The sequence below is a fragment of the Hydrogenophaga sp. ZJX-1 genome, from assembly GCF_048590325.1.
GTDB lineage: Bacteria > Pseudomonadota > Gammaproteobacteria > Burkholderiales > Burkholderiaceae_C > Hydrogenophaga.
This window is the reverse complement of the sequence record NZ_JBMBRA010000002.1, coordinates 209,865-225,978: the sequence shown is the minus strand read 5'-3', so window position 1 is coordinate 225,978 and position 16,114 is coordinate 209,865. Positions and strand designations below refer to the sequence as shown.

15 protein-coding genes are annotated in these 16,114 nt (G+C 68.4%); 5 read left to right on the top strand and 10 right to left on the bottom strand.

The features are described 5' to 3' along the window. Positions 1–75: 75 nt before the first annotated feature. Positions 76–1,707 carry an ArnT family glycosyltransferase gene (locus tag ACN5W5_RS05820; protein ID WP_420047616.1) on the top strand — a complete coding sequence of 544 codons (1,632 nt, stop codon included), beginning with the start codon at positions 76–78 and terminating at the stop codon, positions 1,705–1,707. A 165-nt stretch (positions 1,708–1,872) separates the two neighbouring features. Here ACN5W5_RS05820 and ACN5W5_RS05815 read toward each other — a convergent pair whose 3' ends face one another. Further along, on the bottom strand, positions 1,873–2,916 hold the full coding sequence (locus ACN5W5_RS05815; protein ID WP_420047615.1) for a carbonic anhydrase: 1,044 nt from the start codon (positions 2,914–2,916) through the stop codon (positions 1,873–1,875). A gap of 141 nt (positions 2,917–3,057) precedes the next feature. Here ACN5W5_RS05815 and ruvB point away from each other — a divergent pair, with 141 nt between their 5' ends. After that, positions 3,058–4,116, top strand: a complete 1,059-nt coding sequence (gene ruvB / locus ACN5W5_RS05810) for a Holliday junction branch migration DNA helicase RuvB (protein WP_420047614.1) — start codon at positions 3,058–3,060, stop codon at positions 4,114–4,116. A 31-nt stretch (positions 4,117–4,147) separates the two neighbouring features. Beyond that, positions 4,148–5,128: an SPOR domain-containing protein gene (locus tag ACN5W5_RS05805; protein ID WP_420047613.1), complete on the top strand. Its 981-nt coding sequence runs from the start codon at positions 4,148–4,150 to the stop codon at positions 5,126–5,128. Between the two features lie 95 nt (positions 5,129–5,223). Here ACN5W5_RS05805 and ACN5W5_RS05800 read toward each other — a convergent pair whose 3' ends face one another. The 3 genes from ACN5W5_RS05800 to ACN5W5_RS05790 are packed head-to-tail and all read right to left on the bottom strand — an operon-like array spanning position 5,224 to position 8,808. Further along, on the bottom strand, positions 5,224–7,002 hold the full coding sequence (locus tag ACN5W5_RS05800; RefSeq protein WP_420047612.1) for a lysoplasmalogenase family protein: 1,779 nt from the start codon (positions 7,000–7,002) through the stop codon (positions 5,224–5,226). Positions 7,003–7,022: 20 nt separating this feature from the next. Beyond that, a complete protein-coding gene (locus ACN5W5_RS05795) occupies positions 7,023–8,180 on the bottom strand; it encodes a DSD1 family PLP-dependent enzyme (RefSeq protein WP_420047611.1) in 1,158 nt (385 codons plus the stop codon). Further along, a complete protein-coding gene (locus tag ACN5W5_RS05790; protein WP_420047610.1) occupies positions 8,164–8,808 on the bottom strand; it encodes a histidine phosphatase family protein in 645 nt (214 codons plus the stop codon). Before ACN5W5_RS05790 ends, ACN5W5_RS05795 begins: the two co-directional genes overlap by 17 nt. Before the next feature lie 110 nt (positions 8,809–8,918). Between ACN5W5_RS05790 and ACN5W5_RS05785 the strand changes: the two genes are divergently transcribed. After that, positions 8,919–11,273 (top strand): PAS domain-containing protein, encoded by a 2,355-nt coding sequence (locus tag ACN5W5_RS05785; RefSeq protein WP_420047609.1) that lies wholly within the window; start codon positions 8,919–8,921, stop codon positions 11,271–11,273. 110 nt (positions 11,274–11,383) lie between these two features. On the opposite strand, the gene ACN5W5_RS05780 is transcribed toward ACN5W5_RS05785, so the two are convergent. Beyond that, positions 11,384–12,073, bottom strand: coding sequence for a DUF4136 domain-containing protein (locus ACN5W5_RS05780; RefSeq protein WP_420047608.1), 690 nt, complete (start codon positions 12,071–12,073; stop codon positions 11,384–11,386). Between the two features lie 58 nt (positions 12,074–12,131). Then, on the bottom strand, positions 12,132–13,073 hold the full coding sequence (ttcA, locus tag ACN5W5_RS05775; protein ID WP_420048164.1) for a tRNA 2-thiocytidine(32) synthetase TtcA: 942 nt from the start codon (positions 13,071–13,073) through the stop codon (positions 12,132–12,134). A gap of 422 nt (positions 13,074–13,495) precedes the next feature. On the opposite strand from ttcA, the gene ACN5W5_RS05770 reads away from it, so the two are divergent. Then, the gene (locus ACN5W5_RS05770; RefSeq protein ID WP_420047607.1) at positions 13,496–13,786 is read left to right on the top strand and encodes a DUF6916 family protein; all 291 of its coding nucleotides are present in this window, start codon (positions 13,496–13,498) and stop codon (positions 13,784–13,786) included. Here the strand turns inward: ACN5W5_RS05770 and ACN5W5_RS05765 are convergent. Genes ACN5W5_RS05765 through ACN5W5_RS05750 form a run of 4 tightly spaced genes read right to left on the bottom strand, consistent with a single transcriptional unit; the run spans position 13,779 to position 16,019 of the window. After that, positions 13,779–14,351 (bottom strand): GNAT family N-acetyltransferase, encoded by a 573-nt coding sequence (locus ACN5W5_RS05765; protein WP_420047606.1) that lies wholly within the window; start codon positions 14,349–14,351, stop codon positions 13,779–13,781. The genes ACN5W5_RS05770 and ACN5W5_RS05765 overlap by 8 nt on opposite strands. Before the next feature lies 1 nt (position 14,352). Beyond that, positions 14,353–14,892: a phage tail protein gene (locus ACN5W5_RS05760; protein ID WP_420047605.1), complete on the bottom strand. Its 540-nt coding sequence runs from the start codon at positions 14,890–14,892 to the stop codon at positions 14,353–14,355. 31 nt (positions 14,893–14,923) lie between these two features. Next, positions 14,924–15,454, bottom strand: coding sequence for a phage tail protein (locus ACN5W5_RS05755; protein WP_420047604.1), 531 nt, complete (start codon positions 15,452–15,454; stop codon positions 14,924–14,926). Positions 15,455–15,500: 46 nt separating this feature from the next. Continuing rightward, a complete protein-coding gene (locus ACN5W5_RS05750; protein WP_420048163.1) occupies positions 15,501–16,019 on the bottom strand; it encodes a phage tail protein in 519 nt (172 codons plus the stop codon). Between the last annotated feature and the right edge of the window lie 95 nt (positions 16,020–16,114).

The window sequence follows — 16,114 nt, the reverse complement described above, 5'->3', positions numbered from 1 at the left end:
TGGTGGTTTGCACCAAAAATGAACAGGCCAACACCGATTCGTTGGCGCTGTTGGGCGAGAACGAAACGGAACCTCATGAACCTGTTCTGGGATTCTGAGGCGTCCGGCCGGCGTCTGCTGTGGCTGAGCTGGCTGGTGCTGGCGGTGCTCGCTGCCATGGTCCTGTTGACGAGGACCCTGACCCCGATTGATGAGACGCGCTACGTGGGTGCGGCGTGGGAGATGTGGCTGCGCGGCGATTTCCTGGTGCCGTTCAAGAATGGCGAGCCTTACAGCCACAAACCCCCGTTCTTCTTCTGGATGTTCCACGTCGGCTGGGCGTTGTTTGGCGTCAACGAATGGTGGCCACGCCTGGTGGCTCCCCTGTTCTCGGCCGGGGCATCGGGTCTGGTGTTCCTGCTGGCGCGCCGGCTGTGGCCACAGCAGCCCGCCACAGCCGGCTTGTCTGCACTGATGCTGACCACCAGCTTGTGGTGGATGCTGTTCTCCACCACCACCATGTTCGATGTGCTGCTGGCGTTCTGGGTGCTGGTGGGCATGCACGGCGTGCTGGCGGCGGCCGATGGCCGGCGCTGGGGCTTTGCCGGGCTGGGGGTGGCGATCGGGATGGGGGCGCTGACCAAGGGGCCGGTGATCCTGCTGCACCTCTTGCCCATCACGCTGTTGGCGCCGTGGTGGAACCCCGGTCTGCCCCGGCGGCGCTGGTTCGGTGGTGTGGTGCTGGCGCTGCTGTTGGGTGTGGTCATCGCACTGGCTTGGGCCATTCCGGCGGGCCTGTCGGGCGGGGAGGCCTACCGCAACGCCATTTTCTGGGGCCAGACCGCCAACCGCATGGTCGCGTCTTTCGCGCACAAGCAGCCCATCTGGTGGTACCTGCCGATGTTGCCGCTGCTGCTGTTCCCCTGGTTCGTCTGGCCCGACCTGTGGCGCGCGCTGGCCGGGCTGAAGCGCGAAGGGCTGGACCGCGGCGCACGTTTTTGCCTGGCCTGGCTGCTGCCGGTGCTCATCGCCTTTTCCCTCGTCAGTGGCAAGCAGCAGCATTACCTGATTCCGCTGTTTCCGGCGTTCGCCATGCTGGCCGCGCGGGGTCTGGTCGCGCGACCAGCGCGCCGGGTGGTGCTGCCTGTGCTGTTGGTCGCGCTCCTGGGCGTGCTGCTGGCGCTGGCCGGCGCCGGCGTTTTCAGGGCACGGTTGGACGGGTTGGCGGCTCTGCCGCTGGTCTGGCCGGGGGTGCTGATCGGTGTGGCTGCGCTGGTCGCCTGGCAGGCGGTGCGGCGCGGATGTCAGCCAACCGTTGCGCTCGCGCTCCTGAGCGCCCTTGCGCTTTCCCTCACGCTGATCTCGGCACAGCCCGCCATCGAACCGCTGTACGACATCAAGCCCATGGCGCAGGCGATTCGCAAGGTCCAGCAACAGGGCGCAACGGTGGTGAATCTGCAGGGCTACCACGCGCAATACCAGTTCCTGGGTCGTCTGGAGGCGCCCTTGGTCGAGCTGGGTGACAACCCGGCGCAGCAACTGGCCTGGCTGAAGGGGCATCCCGATGCGTACGTGGTCGTGTATTTCCGCGACGCGCATGTCCTGAACACGATTCCAGCGCTGCACCAGCAGATCTACCGGGGCGGTGCCGTTGCTTTGGTGTCGGCGCAAGAGGCTGCCACACTGCTCGGCGCCGAGGGTGGGCAGCGGCATGCGTTGATGCGCTGACGCCGCTGGTGAAGCAGGCCCGCACAGCCGCAGCGCCCTGGTCCTCGGCGGCAAGGCGAGGGACGCTGGGGGACCAGTTCAGATCCGCCGCCGGGCCGCCCCAAGGCGGATCAGCCCCCTTGGGGGCAGCGACCCGCGCAGCGGTGGAGCGTGGGGGGAATAACTTTACTGAGCGTCCCGCACCACCCGCCCGTTGAGCGCCTGTACCGGCCGGGCGTTCATCGGGAACAGCCGGGCAAACAGTTTCAATTGATCGCGGCTCACGGTCATGGGCTGTTTGAGCACCATCCACAACACGCCTTCGGTGCAGGGCGGTGTGGTGAGTGAACCCATGAACTGGTAGTAACGCTGGTCCTGCGGCAGCAGTTCCTTCATGTCGATCAGGCCGGGGGGCAGGGGCACGCGGTCGCCGGTATCCAGCGGCATGTGGGTCCAGACCTTGTGCACCAGATCGTTGGCGGCGCCCGGGTCGATCAGCACCGCCACCACGGCGAGCTGGCCCTGGTCGTTCTTGTGCACCAGGTGCGCGACCATGGCAAAACCCTTGTAGTTCACCTTTTCCTCCGCCGGGTGGTGGAAGTGGAACTGCAGCAGCTGGTAGGTGGAGCCGCGCACGGTCAGCGTGTTGCCACCATCCAGGTCGACCTGGATGGTGTGGCCGTTGTGGACCACGCTGCCGCCGCTGGGCTGGTGGTTGAAGACCAGTGGTTCGGCGGGGCCTTGCAGGGCGCCGGCTTCGTCGATGTGCACCGGTGACTGGCGCTGGCCCGTGGCGCAGGCGCCGAATTCGGGTTTCATCTCGGCCCAGTGTTCGGGGCCTTGTGGGCCCGCGTAGCTCCAGTGGGCCTCGTGTCCGCCCGCGGCGGGCGCATGGGCCGATGGCGCTGGCGCCTTGTGCTTGCGGGGCTTTGCATGGGCTGTTGCGCTGTTTGCCGCGGCGGTCTGTGGTGCAGGACCCTTGGAATCGCCGACGATGAGGTGCACCTTGTTCGGGCCTTGCCGGCTTTCGATGGCGGCCTTGATCCGGTCGATCACCGCCTGGGGGTTGCCGGATGCCGGCGGAGCCGCGTGGGCCGGTGCCACCGGTGGGGTGCTGGCGGGGGGGTGCGACGGGGCCGGATCGGTGGCCATCGCGGTTGCAGCGCCGCAGGCGCAGAGGGCGGCGAGCAGGGCGCGCAAGGCGGTGGCGGGTGCGGGACGGTGGGGCATGGCAGGGTGGACCGGGGTGACCGGGCCGCAGGCGTTGGGAGCGTTCCCTGCTGTATCGGCCGCGCCGCGGCCCGACTTGAGTCAACGGGCTGGCCTGTATAGTCAGTGGCCGTTGTCCCGCCATCCCATCGCCGCCCCGCCGTGACCATCCAGACCGACGATTTCGCTCCCACGCCGCGCGTGGTCTCCGCTGCTCCGGTTTCGCCGAAGGAAGAGGCGATCGAGCGCGCGCTGCGGCCCAAGTTGCTGGACGAATACGTGGGCCAGCAGAAGGTGCGCGAACAGCTGGAAATCTTCATCGGCGCGGCCAGGAAACGCAACGAGGCGCTGGACCACGTGTTGCTGTTTGGCCCGCCGGGGCTGGGCAAGACGACGCTCAGCCACATCATCGCGCAGGAGCTCGGCGTGAACCTGCGCCAGACCAGCGGGCCGGTGCTGGAAAAGCCCAAGGATCTGGCGGCGCTGCTGACCAACCTCGAAGCCAACGACGTGTTGTTCATCGACGAGATCCACCGGCTCAGCCCGGTCGTCGAAGAAATCCTCTACCCGGCGCTGGAGGACTACCAGATCGACATCATGATCGGCGAAGGCCCCGCCGCGCGCAGCATCAAGCTGGACCTGCAACCGTTCACGCTTGTCGGTGCCACCACGCGCGCGGGCATGCTGACCAACCCGCTGCGCGACCGCTTCGGCATCGTGGCGCGGCTGGAGTTCTACACCGCCGAGGAACTGGGGCGCATCGTCAAACGCAGTGCGGGCTTGCTGAACGCGCCGATGGACCCCGAGGGCGGCTTCGAGATCGCGCGCCGCTCGCGCGGCACGCCGCGCATCGCCAACCGGCTGCTGCGCCGCGTGCGCGACTACGCCGAGGTGAAGGGCACGGGCCGCATCACCACCGACATCGCCAACCGCGCGCTGGCCATGCTCGATGTGGACCCGGAAGGCTTTGACCTGATGGACCGCAAGCTGCTCGAAGCCGTGATCCACCGCTTTGACGGCGGGCCGGTGGGGCTGGACAACATCGCCGCCAGCATCGGCGAGGAGCGCGACACCATCGAAGACGTGATCGAGCCCTACCTGATCCAGCAGGGTTTCCTGCAGCGCACGCCGCGCGGGCGCATCGCCACGCTGGCGGCCTACCGGCACCTGGGTGTGGCGCCACCGCAGTCGGGCGATCTCCTGTTCCCGGACGCGAGCTGACGTGCCAGCCGGTGTGGACCACGCCAACGGGATGCCGTCCGGCACCGAAGCGCTGTTCCGCGCCGCGCTGGGTCCGTCTGCCGCCCGTGTCTACCTGCCCATCCTGGCGCGATTCGAAGAACGGGGGCGCTCGGGGCTGGTCTGGAGCCCGCGCGCGGCGCTGGGCAACCTGGCCTGGCTGGTGTACTGGCGCCTGTGGGACGCCGTGCTGGTCCAGTCCATCCTGACGGTCGCCGGGGCGGGTGCGCTGGGCGGGCTCTGGGCGCGTGCGGACGGTGTGCCGATGGGCGTGCGGTTCGGGATGGCTGTGGCGGTTGGTGTGCTGTGGTTCGCCGTGCCGGGACTGTGGGGTGTGGCCTGGCTGCATGGTGGCTTGCGCCAGCGCACGGTGGTCGCCGTGGAGGAGGCCGGTACTTTCAAGGAGGCCCTGGAACACCTGGAGCGTTCGGTGTTTGTGTGGCGTCCCAGGGGATATCTGCTCTCAGCGCTGGCGGCACTCTCGGTGGTGCTGCTGGTCTGGGGGGCCGGGCAGCTGTGGCGCGGGACGGCGGAGTCCGGTGAGCCAGCCAGCGCAGCGTTGCTTCGGCGGACACCGCCGCCGTCCATCAGCCCGGTCGCCACGCCCACGCCCACGCCCACGCCAGCGCCAGCGCCAGCGCCCGAGCAGACCGCCGCGTCGCCGGTGGTGGACAAGCGCGTGCCCGTGATCGAAAGCCCTGCGACCGAGCCGGCTGCGGAGCGGGTTTTGCCCGATCCCGATCTGTCGGGCGTTCGCCTCCGTGTAAAGGGTTTCGGGGTCAGCGTCGGCCTGTTTTCCGTGGTGGCCAACGCCGAACGGGCGAAGGCACGGCTGTCCGAAGCGGGCCTGCCGGTGCTGGACGACCTGGTCGAGTCGGCACGCGGGCCTCTCACCCGCGTTCGTGTGGGGCCGTTCGAACGTCGCGAGCAGGCCGAGGCGGCTGCGCAGAAGGTGCGGGCGCTGGGCTTGGAGGCCCGGGTCTACGCCCCCTGAATTGAAGCACCCGCAGCGCTTTGCGCGACCCCTTCAAGGGGGCGGCGCTGGCCGTCCGGCAAAGCCGGCCCGGCGGTGCACTGGGCTGCACCGTTTCAAGCGTCGGAGTGTCGCTCCTGTGCCCTGAGTCGCGGATAGCGATGGGCCTTCAAAGCGATGGCGGCGCCGCGCAGCACCCCCATCACCATCAGGCACTGCGCCGCGTAGTAGCTGCCCAGCACCCAGAAGGCCGACATCGGTAGCGGGCTCACGAAGCGGTTGATCGCCAGCAGCGCGTCGCTGAGCATGAAACAGGCGGCGCCCGCGGCCACCACCATGGACGGGCCGTCGCGCTGCACGCTGGCGCGGCCCAGGGCCTGTGCCGCCATCAGGCCGATCGCCAGCACATAAGCCGCCACGGGCCCGCGCAGACCGGGCGGCAGGCCACCGGACCAGAGCACGGCGTACATGCCCAGTCCGACCGCCGCCACGCCCCATGCGGCCGACCGGTTCGCCAGCCAGGGCACGCCCTGGCGGAACAGCGCGATGTAGGCGATGTGCGCCAGCAGGAAGGCCGCCAACCCGGGGATGAACAGGCCGTCGAGCATCAGGAACACATCGCCCGCGAGCGAGGCGGCGAGGGCCGCGAGCAACCAGGGCGCGCCGCGCAGGCCGTCGGCGCAGGAGCGTTTCGCTGCAAACACCACCGCCAGGGCCACGACCATGGTCAGCGGCTTGAAGACGAGGTGCGCCGCCGTCCAGCCGGTGGTGGCGCTGGCCATCGACAGCGCGGCGCATTCGATCAGCAGCACCTCGCCCCGGGTGATGCGGCCCTGCAGCAGGGCGCCCACGGCCCACAGGCCAGCCAACAAGGCGGTGAACCACGCGAGGTTGTGCGACAGCGCGGCGGTGTCGGCGCGCCAGAGAAAGGCCACCACGCCGCCCAGCAGCAGCACGAACTGCAGCGCGGCGAACCACATCACCGTGCGCGCGACGGGTGGTGCGTAGGTTCGCTGTGTGGTGATGTCGAAAGGCGGCTTCGGGAACGCCGCCGCCACGTCGGCCGGCCGCCAGCCCGGCGGCTTGAACCACACGCGCAGCTTGTCGGCCCAGTTCTCCGCTCGCCAGCTGTCGCGCGCCAGCGCCCAGTACACCTCGGCGTTGGCCCACAGCGGGTCCCAGCTGTTGAGCGGACTGCGCGTGCCGTAGACGCAGGGCTCGCGCGGGTCCTCGGGCTCGAAGCTGCCGAACAGGTGGTCCCAGAGCATCAGGATGCCGCCGTAGTTCTTGTCCACGTAGCGGTCGTTCACCGCGTGGTGCACGCGGTGGTTGGACGGCGAGGCGAACCAGCGGTCGAAGCGGCCCAGGCTTCCGATCTGTTCGGTGTGGATCCAGAACTGGTAGAGCAGGTCGATCAGTGCGACCACGGCGAACACCAGGGGTGGCACACCCGCCAGCGCCATCGGCAGGTAGAACACCCAGCCCAGCAGCGGGTAGCTGCTCGGCTGGCGCAGCGCGGTGGAGAGGTTGTAGTCCTGGCTCTGGTGGTGGACCACGTGCGCGGCCCAGAAGAGGCCCACCGTGTGGCCGAGGCGGTGGTTCCAGTAGTAGAGGAAGTCGTAGAACAGCAGCGCCAGCAGCCAGCCCGGCACGGTGGTCCAGAAACCGGTGTCGGGCAGCAGCGAGAGCTGGCTGAACACCGCCGTGTAGATGCCGATCTTCAGCAGCGGCACAAACACCACGCTGGCCTGGCTCAGCATGCCCAGCGAGATGCTGCTCAGGGCGTCGTCGAAGCGGTAGGTGTTGCGGCCCCGGCGCAGGCCGACGACGAATTCGATGGCGATGAGGGCCAGAAAGACCGGGGTGGCGAGGACGATGATCTGGCTGGGCGACATGCCCGCCATTCTGGTGGGGTTCAGCCCAGGGCTGCTCTGGCATCAACCCTGATCAGGCGTTCCACCCGTCCGGCCGCCAGACCGCCGACCACACCGAAGGCGAAGTCGTGCAGGTTCACCGTGGGGTCGCAGTGGCCCGGGATCAGCCACACGGTTTCGCCCAGTGCGGGCAGGGCCGTGCCGGGCGCGGCGGCGCGCAGGATGCCGTGTTCGTCGCCGCCGTTGGCGAACACCAGGCCGCTGGGCCAGGCCACCGTCGGCAGGCCGCTGTCGATGGCGTGGCTCTTGTGGCCGGCGTCGCAGACCGCGTGGTCTTCGCTGCGGCTCATGATCTGGCTCTTGACGTACAGCGCGTGCTCGAACGCCGGGGCCTCGGGGTCGGCCTGGTTGCCCGCGTAGTCGGCGTCCATGAACAGGTAGGACCCGGCCTGCAGCTCGCCCCAGACGCCGCTGGCGGCCTCCAGCACGAAGCTGCCGGTGCCCGCGCCCGTGACCAGCGGCACGCTGAAACCCGCCGCGGCCAGTGCATCGCGGGTGCGGACCACCGCCTGCGTGGCGCCCTCGATGGCGACGCGGCGTTCGGCCGGCGTGCGCTGGTGCTGGGCGCTGCCGTGGTAGGCCTGCAGACCGGCGAAACGCAGGGTGGGGTGCTGCGCGATCTGCCGCGCCAGCGCCACCGCGGCCTCGCCCGGTGTCACGCCACAGCGGCCCTGGCCGACGTCGATTTCGATGAACACGTCGATGGCGTTCGGCGCATGCACACCCGCTGCATCCAGCGCCTGCGCCAGGCGCGTGAGGCCCAGGGCGCTGTCCACCGCGATGGCGAAGCGCGTGGGCAGGTCGCGCAGCGCCACCGCCAGCCGCGCCAGCTTGGCTGGCGCGATCACCTCGTTGCTGATGAAGATGTCGTGCACGCCGGCATGGGCCAGGGCCAGCGCCTCGTCGGTCTTCTGCACGCACACGCCGACGGCGCCGTGCGCCACCTGCCGCTTCGCCAGTTCGGCGCTCTTGTGCATCTTGGCGTGCGGCCGCAGGCGCAGACCATGCCCGGACGCGAAGGCCGCCATGCGCGCCAGGTTGCGCTCCATGGCATCAAGGTCGATCACCAGCGCTGGCGTGTCGATGGCCGCCACGCCCTGGCCCACGCTGGCCTGGGCCTGCTCAAGCCGTCTGTTCATCGAGCGCGCCGTTGCCGGTGTTCAGGTGCCCGGTGTCGGCCCAGCCCACCAGGCCCAGGCCCTCGGGGGTCCAGAGCAGCCGGTTGATGGCGGTGTTGGTCAGTTCCCAGCTGCGCGGTGCCTGCAGTTCCAGCCGGGTGGCGGCGCGGTAGAGGATGTCGAGCACGCCGCCGTGCACCGCCACGAGGATCTGCTCGCCGGGGTGGCGCGCGGCCAGCTCGTTCACCGCGCGCACCACGCGGTCCTGCAGCTGCAGCAGCGACTCGCCGCCGGGCGGCGCGAAGTCGGGCACGCGCTTGCGCCAGGCGGTGGATTCTTCCGGGTAGCGCGCTTCGAGCTCGGCCCAGGTGTGGCCCTCGAAGCGGCCGAAGCAGCGCTCGCGCAGACCGGCGTGCGTGTGCACCGGCTTGTCGTGCCGGCGCGCGACGGCCTGCGCGGTTTCCAGCGCCCGGCTGAGATCGCTGGCGTAGAACGCGTCAATGGGTTCGTCGGCCAGCGCCTGCGCGAGCTGGGCCGCCTGCCAGCGACCGTGTTCGTTGAGGTCGATGTCGGTGTGGCCCTGGATGCGGGTGTCGCGGTTCCATTCGGTTTCGCCGTGGCGCACGGCGAGGATGCGGGTGACTTGCAAGGGAGAACCTGTCAAAAGCAGCGGAATTGGCCTGCACTTTAGCTGTTCACCCGGGATCTGACCACCCGGCAGCGCGAGCGCTGGCGGGATGTTTCGCCCAGAATACGGACATGTTCTCCTCCGCGCCGGCACCGACACCGGATTTCTTTTCGCTGTTCCAGTTCCTGCCCATCGGTGCCTACCGAAGTTCGGCGGCGGGCGAGATGCTGCGGGCCAACCCGGCGCTGGTGCGCATCAACGGCTATGAAGAAGAAAGCACCATGCTGATCGATGTGAACCGGGCCCACAGCGACTGGTATGTGAGGCCGGGGCAGCGTGCACATTTTCAAGCGCTGCTGGCGCGCGACGGGTACGTGCGCGGCCTGGTCTCGGAGGTGGTGCGCCACACTGACGGGGAGCGCCTGTGGATCAATGAAAACGCCCACGCCGTGCGTGATGCGGCGGGCGCGGTGCTCTACTACGAAGGCACCGTGGAGGACATCACCGAAGGGGTGCGGGCGCAGGAGGCACTGGCCCGCAGCGAAGAACGCCTTCGCCTGCTGACCACCCAGATTCCCGGCATGGTGTTCGTGGTGCAAGTGCCCGACGAGGGCGAACCTGCGTACCGTTTCGTCAGCGCCGGGGTGCAGCAGATCTACGGCCTCACGCCCGAGGAGGTGCTTCGCGATCCAAACGTGCTCTCGCGCTACCGCCACCCCGACGACGCCGCCCGGTTTGCCGAACACATCCGCCGCATCCACGCCGGGCTGCCGGACATCGGGTTCGAGTACCGCATCGTCCTGCCCGGTGGCATCGTTCGCTGGCTGTACCGGCGCTCGGACACGGTGGCGCACGAAGAAGGGGGGCAGGTGCGGGTGGGGCTGCTGCTCGACATCACCGACCGCAAGCAGGCCGAGATCGCACTGTACGAAAGCGAGGCGCTGTGGAAGCTCGCGCTGGACAGCGCGGGCGATGGCGTGTGGGACTGGAACATCGTCACCGGAGAGGAGTACGTGTCGCCGCGCATCAAGGCCATGTACGGGTACGCGGACGACGAGCTGCTCCGCGGGGCACACGAGCTGGATGAACGCACCCACCCGGAAGACGTGCCGCATATGCTGGCCGACCGTGCCGCCCACTTCGACGGGCGCATGCCGGTCTACCGCAACGAACACCGGATCCGCTGCAAGGACGGCAGCTGGAAGTGGGTGCTCTCGCGCGGCATGGTGATCGCCCGCGACGACCAGGGTCGGCCGCTGCGCATGGTGGGCACGCACACCGACATCTCCGAGCTCAAGGCCGCCGAGGCCCATCAGCGTGCGCTGGAAACGCAGCTGCGCGAATCGCAGAAGATGGAAGCCATCGGCACGCTGGCCGGCGGAGTGGCGCACGATTTCAACAACCTGCTGGCCGCCATCCTGGGCAATTTGTCGCTCGCACGCGAAGACGTGGGGCCGGACCACCTGGCGCAGGAAAGCCTGACCGAAATCAGCCGTGCCGCGATCCGTGCGCGCCAGCTGGTGCAGCAGATCCTCGCCTTCAGCCGGCGCCAGACGCAGGCCATGCAGATGCAACCGCTCACACCGCTGTTGCAGGAAGCGCTGGGCCTGCTGCGCTCACTGCTGCCCGCCGGCGTGCGCATGGACACGCGGCTGCCCGAGGCATCGCTCATGGTGCTGGCGGATGCCACGCAGGTGCAACAGGTGCTGATCAACCTCTGCACCAACGCCTGGCAGGCGCTCGAAGGACGCCCCGGCGACATCTTCGTGGCGCTGGAAGTCCGACAGGTGGACGCGGCGCAGGCGCTGCTGCTGGGTGATCTGCCGCCGGGAGCCTATGCGTGTCTGAGCGTCACGGACAACGGCCCGGGCATGAGCGCCGAGACCCGGCGACGCCTGTTCGAACCCTTTTTCACCACCAAGCCGCCGGGGGCCGGCACGGGGCTGGGCCTGGCGGTGGTGCACGGGATCGTCAAGGCGCACCGGGGCGCGATCGCGGTGCACAGTCGGCCTGGCGCCGACACGCGCTTTGACATCTACCTGCCGCTGGCCGGGGAGACCGGGACGCCGCCGCCTGAACGGTTGCCGGTGCCAGAGGCGCCGGTGTCCGACGCCTGCGGGCGCCATGTGGTCTACATCGACGACTACGAGGCCATGGTGTTTCTGGTCGGGCGGTTGTTGCGCAAGCAGGGGTTCCGTGTCAGCACCTTTGAGTCGGGCGAGGCGGCACTGGACTGGCTGCGCACGCACGAGGACCCGCTCGACCTCGTGGTGACCGATCAGAACATGCCCGGCCTGTCGGGCGTGGAGGTGGCGCGGGCCATCCGTCGCCTGCGCCCGGACCAGCGCATCGCCATCGTCTCGGGGCATGTCAGCGACGAACTGCTGGTCGAGGCCGCCGCGGCGGGCGTGAACGACGTGCTGGGCAAACAGGACAGCATGGAAGCGCTGGGCGCGGCCATCCGTCAGTTGCTGGAATCGCGCTAGAGCGCAACACCACCCCACCAGGGATTCAAGTAAGTGCCGGGCCGCGGCCCGCGTAACGGTGGAGCCCCGGATTCACCCCGCAGGGTGAATCCGCAAGGGGACATCGTTCTTCAGCGCGGCAGGTCGACGTTCACCTGCCGGGTTCCGGCGGGTGGCGTGGGAAAGCCCTGCAAGGCCGCGTCGAGCATGGCGCGCCAGAGTTCGGGTGAACTGTTCCAGCGGCCGTCGTGCGCGGCATGGGTTTCGTAGACCACCTCGCCGCTGCCGGCCTGGCGGATCAGCAGCGACACCTTGCGCTGGTAGTAGGGCCAGTCCATGGGCATGAACATCGGTGTCCAGATCACGTGGCCGCTGCCGGTGACCACGTAGTCCCGCCCCATCAGGCCGAAGCCGCCCCAGCGGCGGTCCCACGGGGACTCCCAGGGCGCGTACGGCAGTCGCAGCGTGGCGGCACCGACCTGCACCGTCCAGCGGGCTGGTGCGCCGGGTTCGGCCAGCTGCCAGCCGACCTGGCCCAGGGCCGCGCGCGCGAGTTGCTCCAGCTGGTCCTGGTCTGCAGCGGCCTGGCCCCGCGTCTGGGAGGGCAGGCGGTCGAAGCGGTAGCTCTGGGGCGCTGTGGGCACCGCAGCCGGCGCCTGGCCGGTGACGGTGGCTTCGCTCCAGCGGGGGAAACTCTCCACCGCGTTGTCCACCCGGTAGACGCTGGCACAGCCGCCGAGCGCGAGCACGCTCAGGGCGGCCAGCAGGCCGCGCCAGTGCAACGCAATGCGCTGTGGGACGGGGAGGTGGGTGAGGTGCATGGGCACGTCTCCTGTGCTGTGGGTTGCGCCGCGTCCGCGCGGGGCCAAGCCTGCAGTTTCAGTGCCTGGCGATGGGTATGACCGCGCGGGCCGGCACTTCGTTCCCGGTTTCTTCGTCGGGCATGGGCGGAACGGGGTCCGGCAAGGGCTCTTCGTCAAACGCCCTGTCGCCGTCTTCGCTGGCCTCGCCGGTGACTTCGATGCTTTCGAAGGGGAACAGCTTGCGGTCCATCAAATGGCTGGGCACCACGTTCTGCAGCGCGGTGAGCATGTTCTCCAGCCGGCCGGGAAACCGCTTGTCCCAGTCGCGCAGCATGTTGCCCACCTGCTTGCGCTGCAGGTTTTCCTGGCTGCCGCAGAGCGTGCAGGGAATGATGGGGAACTGCTTGACCTCGGCCCAGCGGATCAGGTCCTTCTCGGTCACGTAGGCCAGCGGGCGGATCACCATGAACTCGCCGTTGTCGCTCACCAGCTTGGCCGGCATGCCCTTGAGCTTGCCGCCGAAGAACATGTTGAGCAACAGCGTCTGCAGCATGTCGTCGCGGTGGTGGCCGAGCGCGATCTTGGTCGCGCCCAGCTCCTTGGCCACGCGGTACAGGATGCCGCGGCGCAGCCGGCTGCACAGGCTGCACATGGTCTTGCCTTCGGGGATCACCTTCTTGACGATGGAGTACGTGTCCTGGGTCTCGATGTGGTGCTTCACGCCGAGTTTGGCCAGGTACTCGGGCAGGATGTGGTCGGGGAACCCGGGCTGCTTCTGGTCCAGGTTGACGGCGATGATTTCAAAGTTGATGGGCGCGCGCGCCTGCAGCTTCAGCAGGATGTCGAGCAGGCCATAGCTGTCCTTGCCCCCCGAGACGCAGACCATCACGCGGTCGCCCTCTTCGATCATGTTGAAGTCCACGATGGCACGGCCGACCTCGCGGCACAGGCGCTTTTCCAGCTTGTGGTTCTCGCGGTGCTGTTTGCTGGCGGCGCCGTGTGGGGTCGCCGGGGGCATGTCGTCGACAAGGGGTTCGACCCAGGCGTCGGGGAGGAGCGTGTGGTTCATGGTGTGGTGGCCAGCTCTGGGGCTGGCGGAATAAACGGGGGGCTGGTGTGGGCAGGCCGGAGCGGCCGGCACCCGCTCCTGGCGAATGTGTCACCGCGAATCGTACCGGTTGCGGGCGGGGCCGTGCGGGCTCCGCCCGAGTTCCCGCGAAAGCCGTGCACCGGGAGCGTTTTCGAAGTCGTTCGCGATCGTGACCGCCCCGACGGTCCCACCCTGGCCGGTGCCCTCGTCGTGCGGTATCAGCGGTTGGGTACCGGCCAGGTGTTGCAGGGGCCCGGGGGCGTACTTTGCGAGCGCTGCGTTGCTCATGACACGGGTTCCGCAGCGATAATGCAAGGCTGCTCTGCGTGTGGGGCAGGGAGCCTCACTTCATGGAACTGCTGACGCTGGAACACTTTTCGGGCTGCGTGAACGAGCCTTTCGCCACCCGGCTGGACGACGTGAGCCTGGAGTTCGTGCTGGTCGAAGCCCGGCCCCTGGGGAGCGGTGCGCCCCACCCGGTGCGCCAGCCGTTCTCCCTGCTGTTCCGCAACACCGCCGCCGTGGTGTTCCCGCAGAAAATCTACCCGATGCACCACCCGCGGGTCGGCGAGGTGGGCATCTTTCTGGTGCCCATCGCGTACGAGAAGGCCGGCTTCCTGTACCAGGCGGTGTTCAACTGAGCGGCGTCTCGCGGGGCGTCCAGCGCATCAACAGGTGCGAGCCCTCGCCCGCTTCGGCGACAAACCCCAGGCGTTCGTAGAGCTGGCGGGCGCCGGTGTTGGTCTGCAGCACGTGCAGGTGCACACCGCACCCCGCAGCGGCCGCATCGGCCTGGCATTGCCGGATCAGCGCCGAACCCAGACCGCCCTTGCGCAGGTCTGGAAACAGGCTGATGTGGATGATCAGGTGCTCGGGTGGCGTGCGCAGCAGGTAGCAGTTGCCCACCGCACCGCTGTGCCGGTGCTCGATGGCCCAGAAACAGGCCTCGGGGTAGTGCGCCAGATAGTGCCGGTGCTGCAGCGTGAATTGCTGTTCGATGAACTGGCGTTTGACCGGGTCTGGCCACGGCACCAGGGCCATCTCGTCGCTGCGCGTGCTGGCATAGAGATCGCATAGCCAGGGCAGGTCCGCGTCTCGCAGCGCGCGCAAAGAAAACCCGCGCTCGGTGAAGAGCGCGGGTTCAGGCAGGTGCCCGGCGTGTTCCGGTGGGAATGGCGCCAGACCTTGCAGGGTGGCGGTTGCCACGTCAGGGGAAGGAGGGGAAGACGCCCTGCAGCGCGATGCAGAAATTCACGCCGAGATACGGTTGCTGGTTTTCGTGCGGGAAACCCCCGCCCTGGTTCGGCGAGATCATGTTCAGGGCCAAGGTGGTGTCGGGGGACGCGGCGTTGAACGGTTTCGCGGTGTTGCTGCCCAGCATGGAGAGCGCGCTGTTGTTGCTCGGCGAGCCGCTCTTTTTGGCGCTGTCAGGCTGGATGAACGCGTTGATGCCGTGGTTGTGCGCCGGGATTTCGGTGCTGGTGAGGGTGACGGTGTTGACGCCGAAGATTTCGCCCAGTACCCGCCCGCTGAGCCCCGGGCTCTGGCCTTGTTCACAACCGGCGCGGGCCGTGAAATTGGGCAACTGGAACGTGGTTTGTCCGTTGCCACCGTAGGTGGTGCCGATGAGGGCAAACAGCGCGGTGTTCTGCTGGATCGGCAGCGTGGCGCCGTTGCAGTACGCCCAGTTGCGCGGGTTGAAGTTGAAGCCGAACATCTGGATTTCGCCGATAAAGGGTTCGCTCATGATCTGATTCCTTTGTGGGTTTGTTCTGCGGTCAGGCCTGTTGCGGGAAGATGCCTTGGGTGGCGATGCAGTACTGCACCGTCAGCGTGGGCATGGTGTTTTCGTGCGGTTGCGAGCCGCCACCGATGGTGGTGGACTGCGCGGACATCGGGGCGGCCGTGGCACCGGTGACATCGGTGGCGTAGAAGACGTCGCCGCTGACCGAGCCGGGCAGCAGGTTGCTGCCCGGTGTCAGTGAGGTCGCAGCGCCCGTGGTCGCGACCATGGTGTGCGTGTGCATGGGCATCTGGGTCGTCAGCAGCGTCACGTTTTCGGTACCGGCCATCTGGCCCATGACGTAGTTGCTCAGCCCCGGGCCCTGGCCCTGGTGGATGGGCAGGCGGCCACGCAGGTCGGGGACGGCAAAAGTGCTCTGGCCGTCGCCGCCATAGGTGGTGCCGATGAGCGCGAACAGGGCGTCGTACTGGGAGATCGGCAGCAGGCTGCCGTTGCAGGCCTGCCAGCCGATGGGGGTGCGGCCGAAGCCGAACATGCGAATCTCGCCGATATAAGGTGTGGACATGAAACGGTGCTCCGAATGATCAGTCTGGTGCCCTGGGGGCGGGCCGTCAGTTGCGCGAGGGGAAAATGCCGCTGAGCGCGATGCAGAAATTGATCGCGGTGTAGGGCTGGAGGTTCGGGTGCGGCTGGTTGCCACCGGCCGTGGCCACCGACTGGGGGTTCATCGCCACCAGCGCACCGTTCGCGGGCGCGTACAGGTTGGCCGCCGTCGAGGAATTGGTGCTGGTGGCCAGCAGGCGGTTGGTGGGGATGCGGTTGTCGCCCGCTGCGGTCGACGCCGCCATGGTGTGGGTGTGCGCCGGCAGGTTGCTCGACAGCAGCGTGACGTTTTCGGCGCCGCCCGCCTGGCCCATCTGCACCCCGGGCGGCTGCCAGGCGGGGTCCACCGAGCTGGCATAACCCACGGGTGAGCGTCCGCGCAGGTCGGGCAGGGCGAAGTTGGTGGTGCCGTTGCCGCCGAACTGCGTTCCCAGCAGTGAGAACAGCGCCTGGTTCTGGTTGATCGGCAGCAACTGGCCGTTGCACTGTGCCCAGAATTTCGGCGCGAAGTTGAAGCCGGTCATCATGACCTGGCCAATGAAGAAATCGCTCACTTCAGTCCCTCCTTGAATGATGGTTGGCCGGCACAGCTGCCGTTCCGGCTCGGTGCATTCTGTGTGCA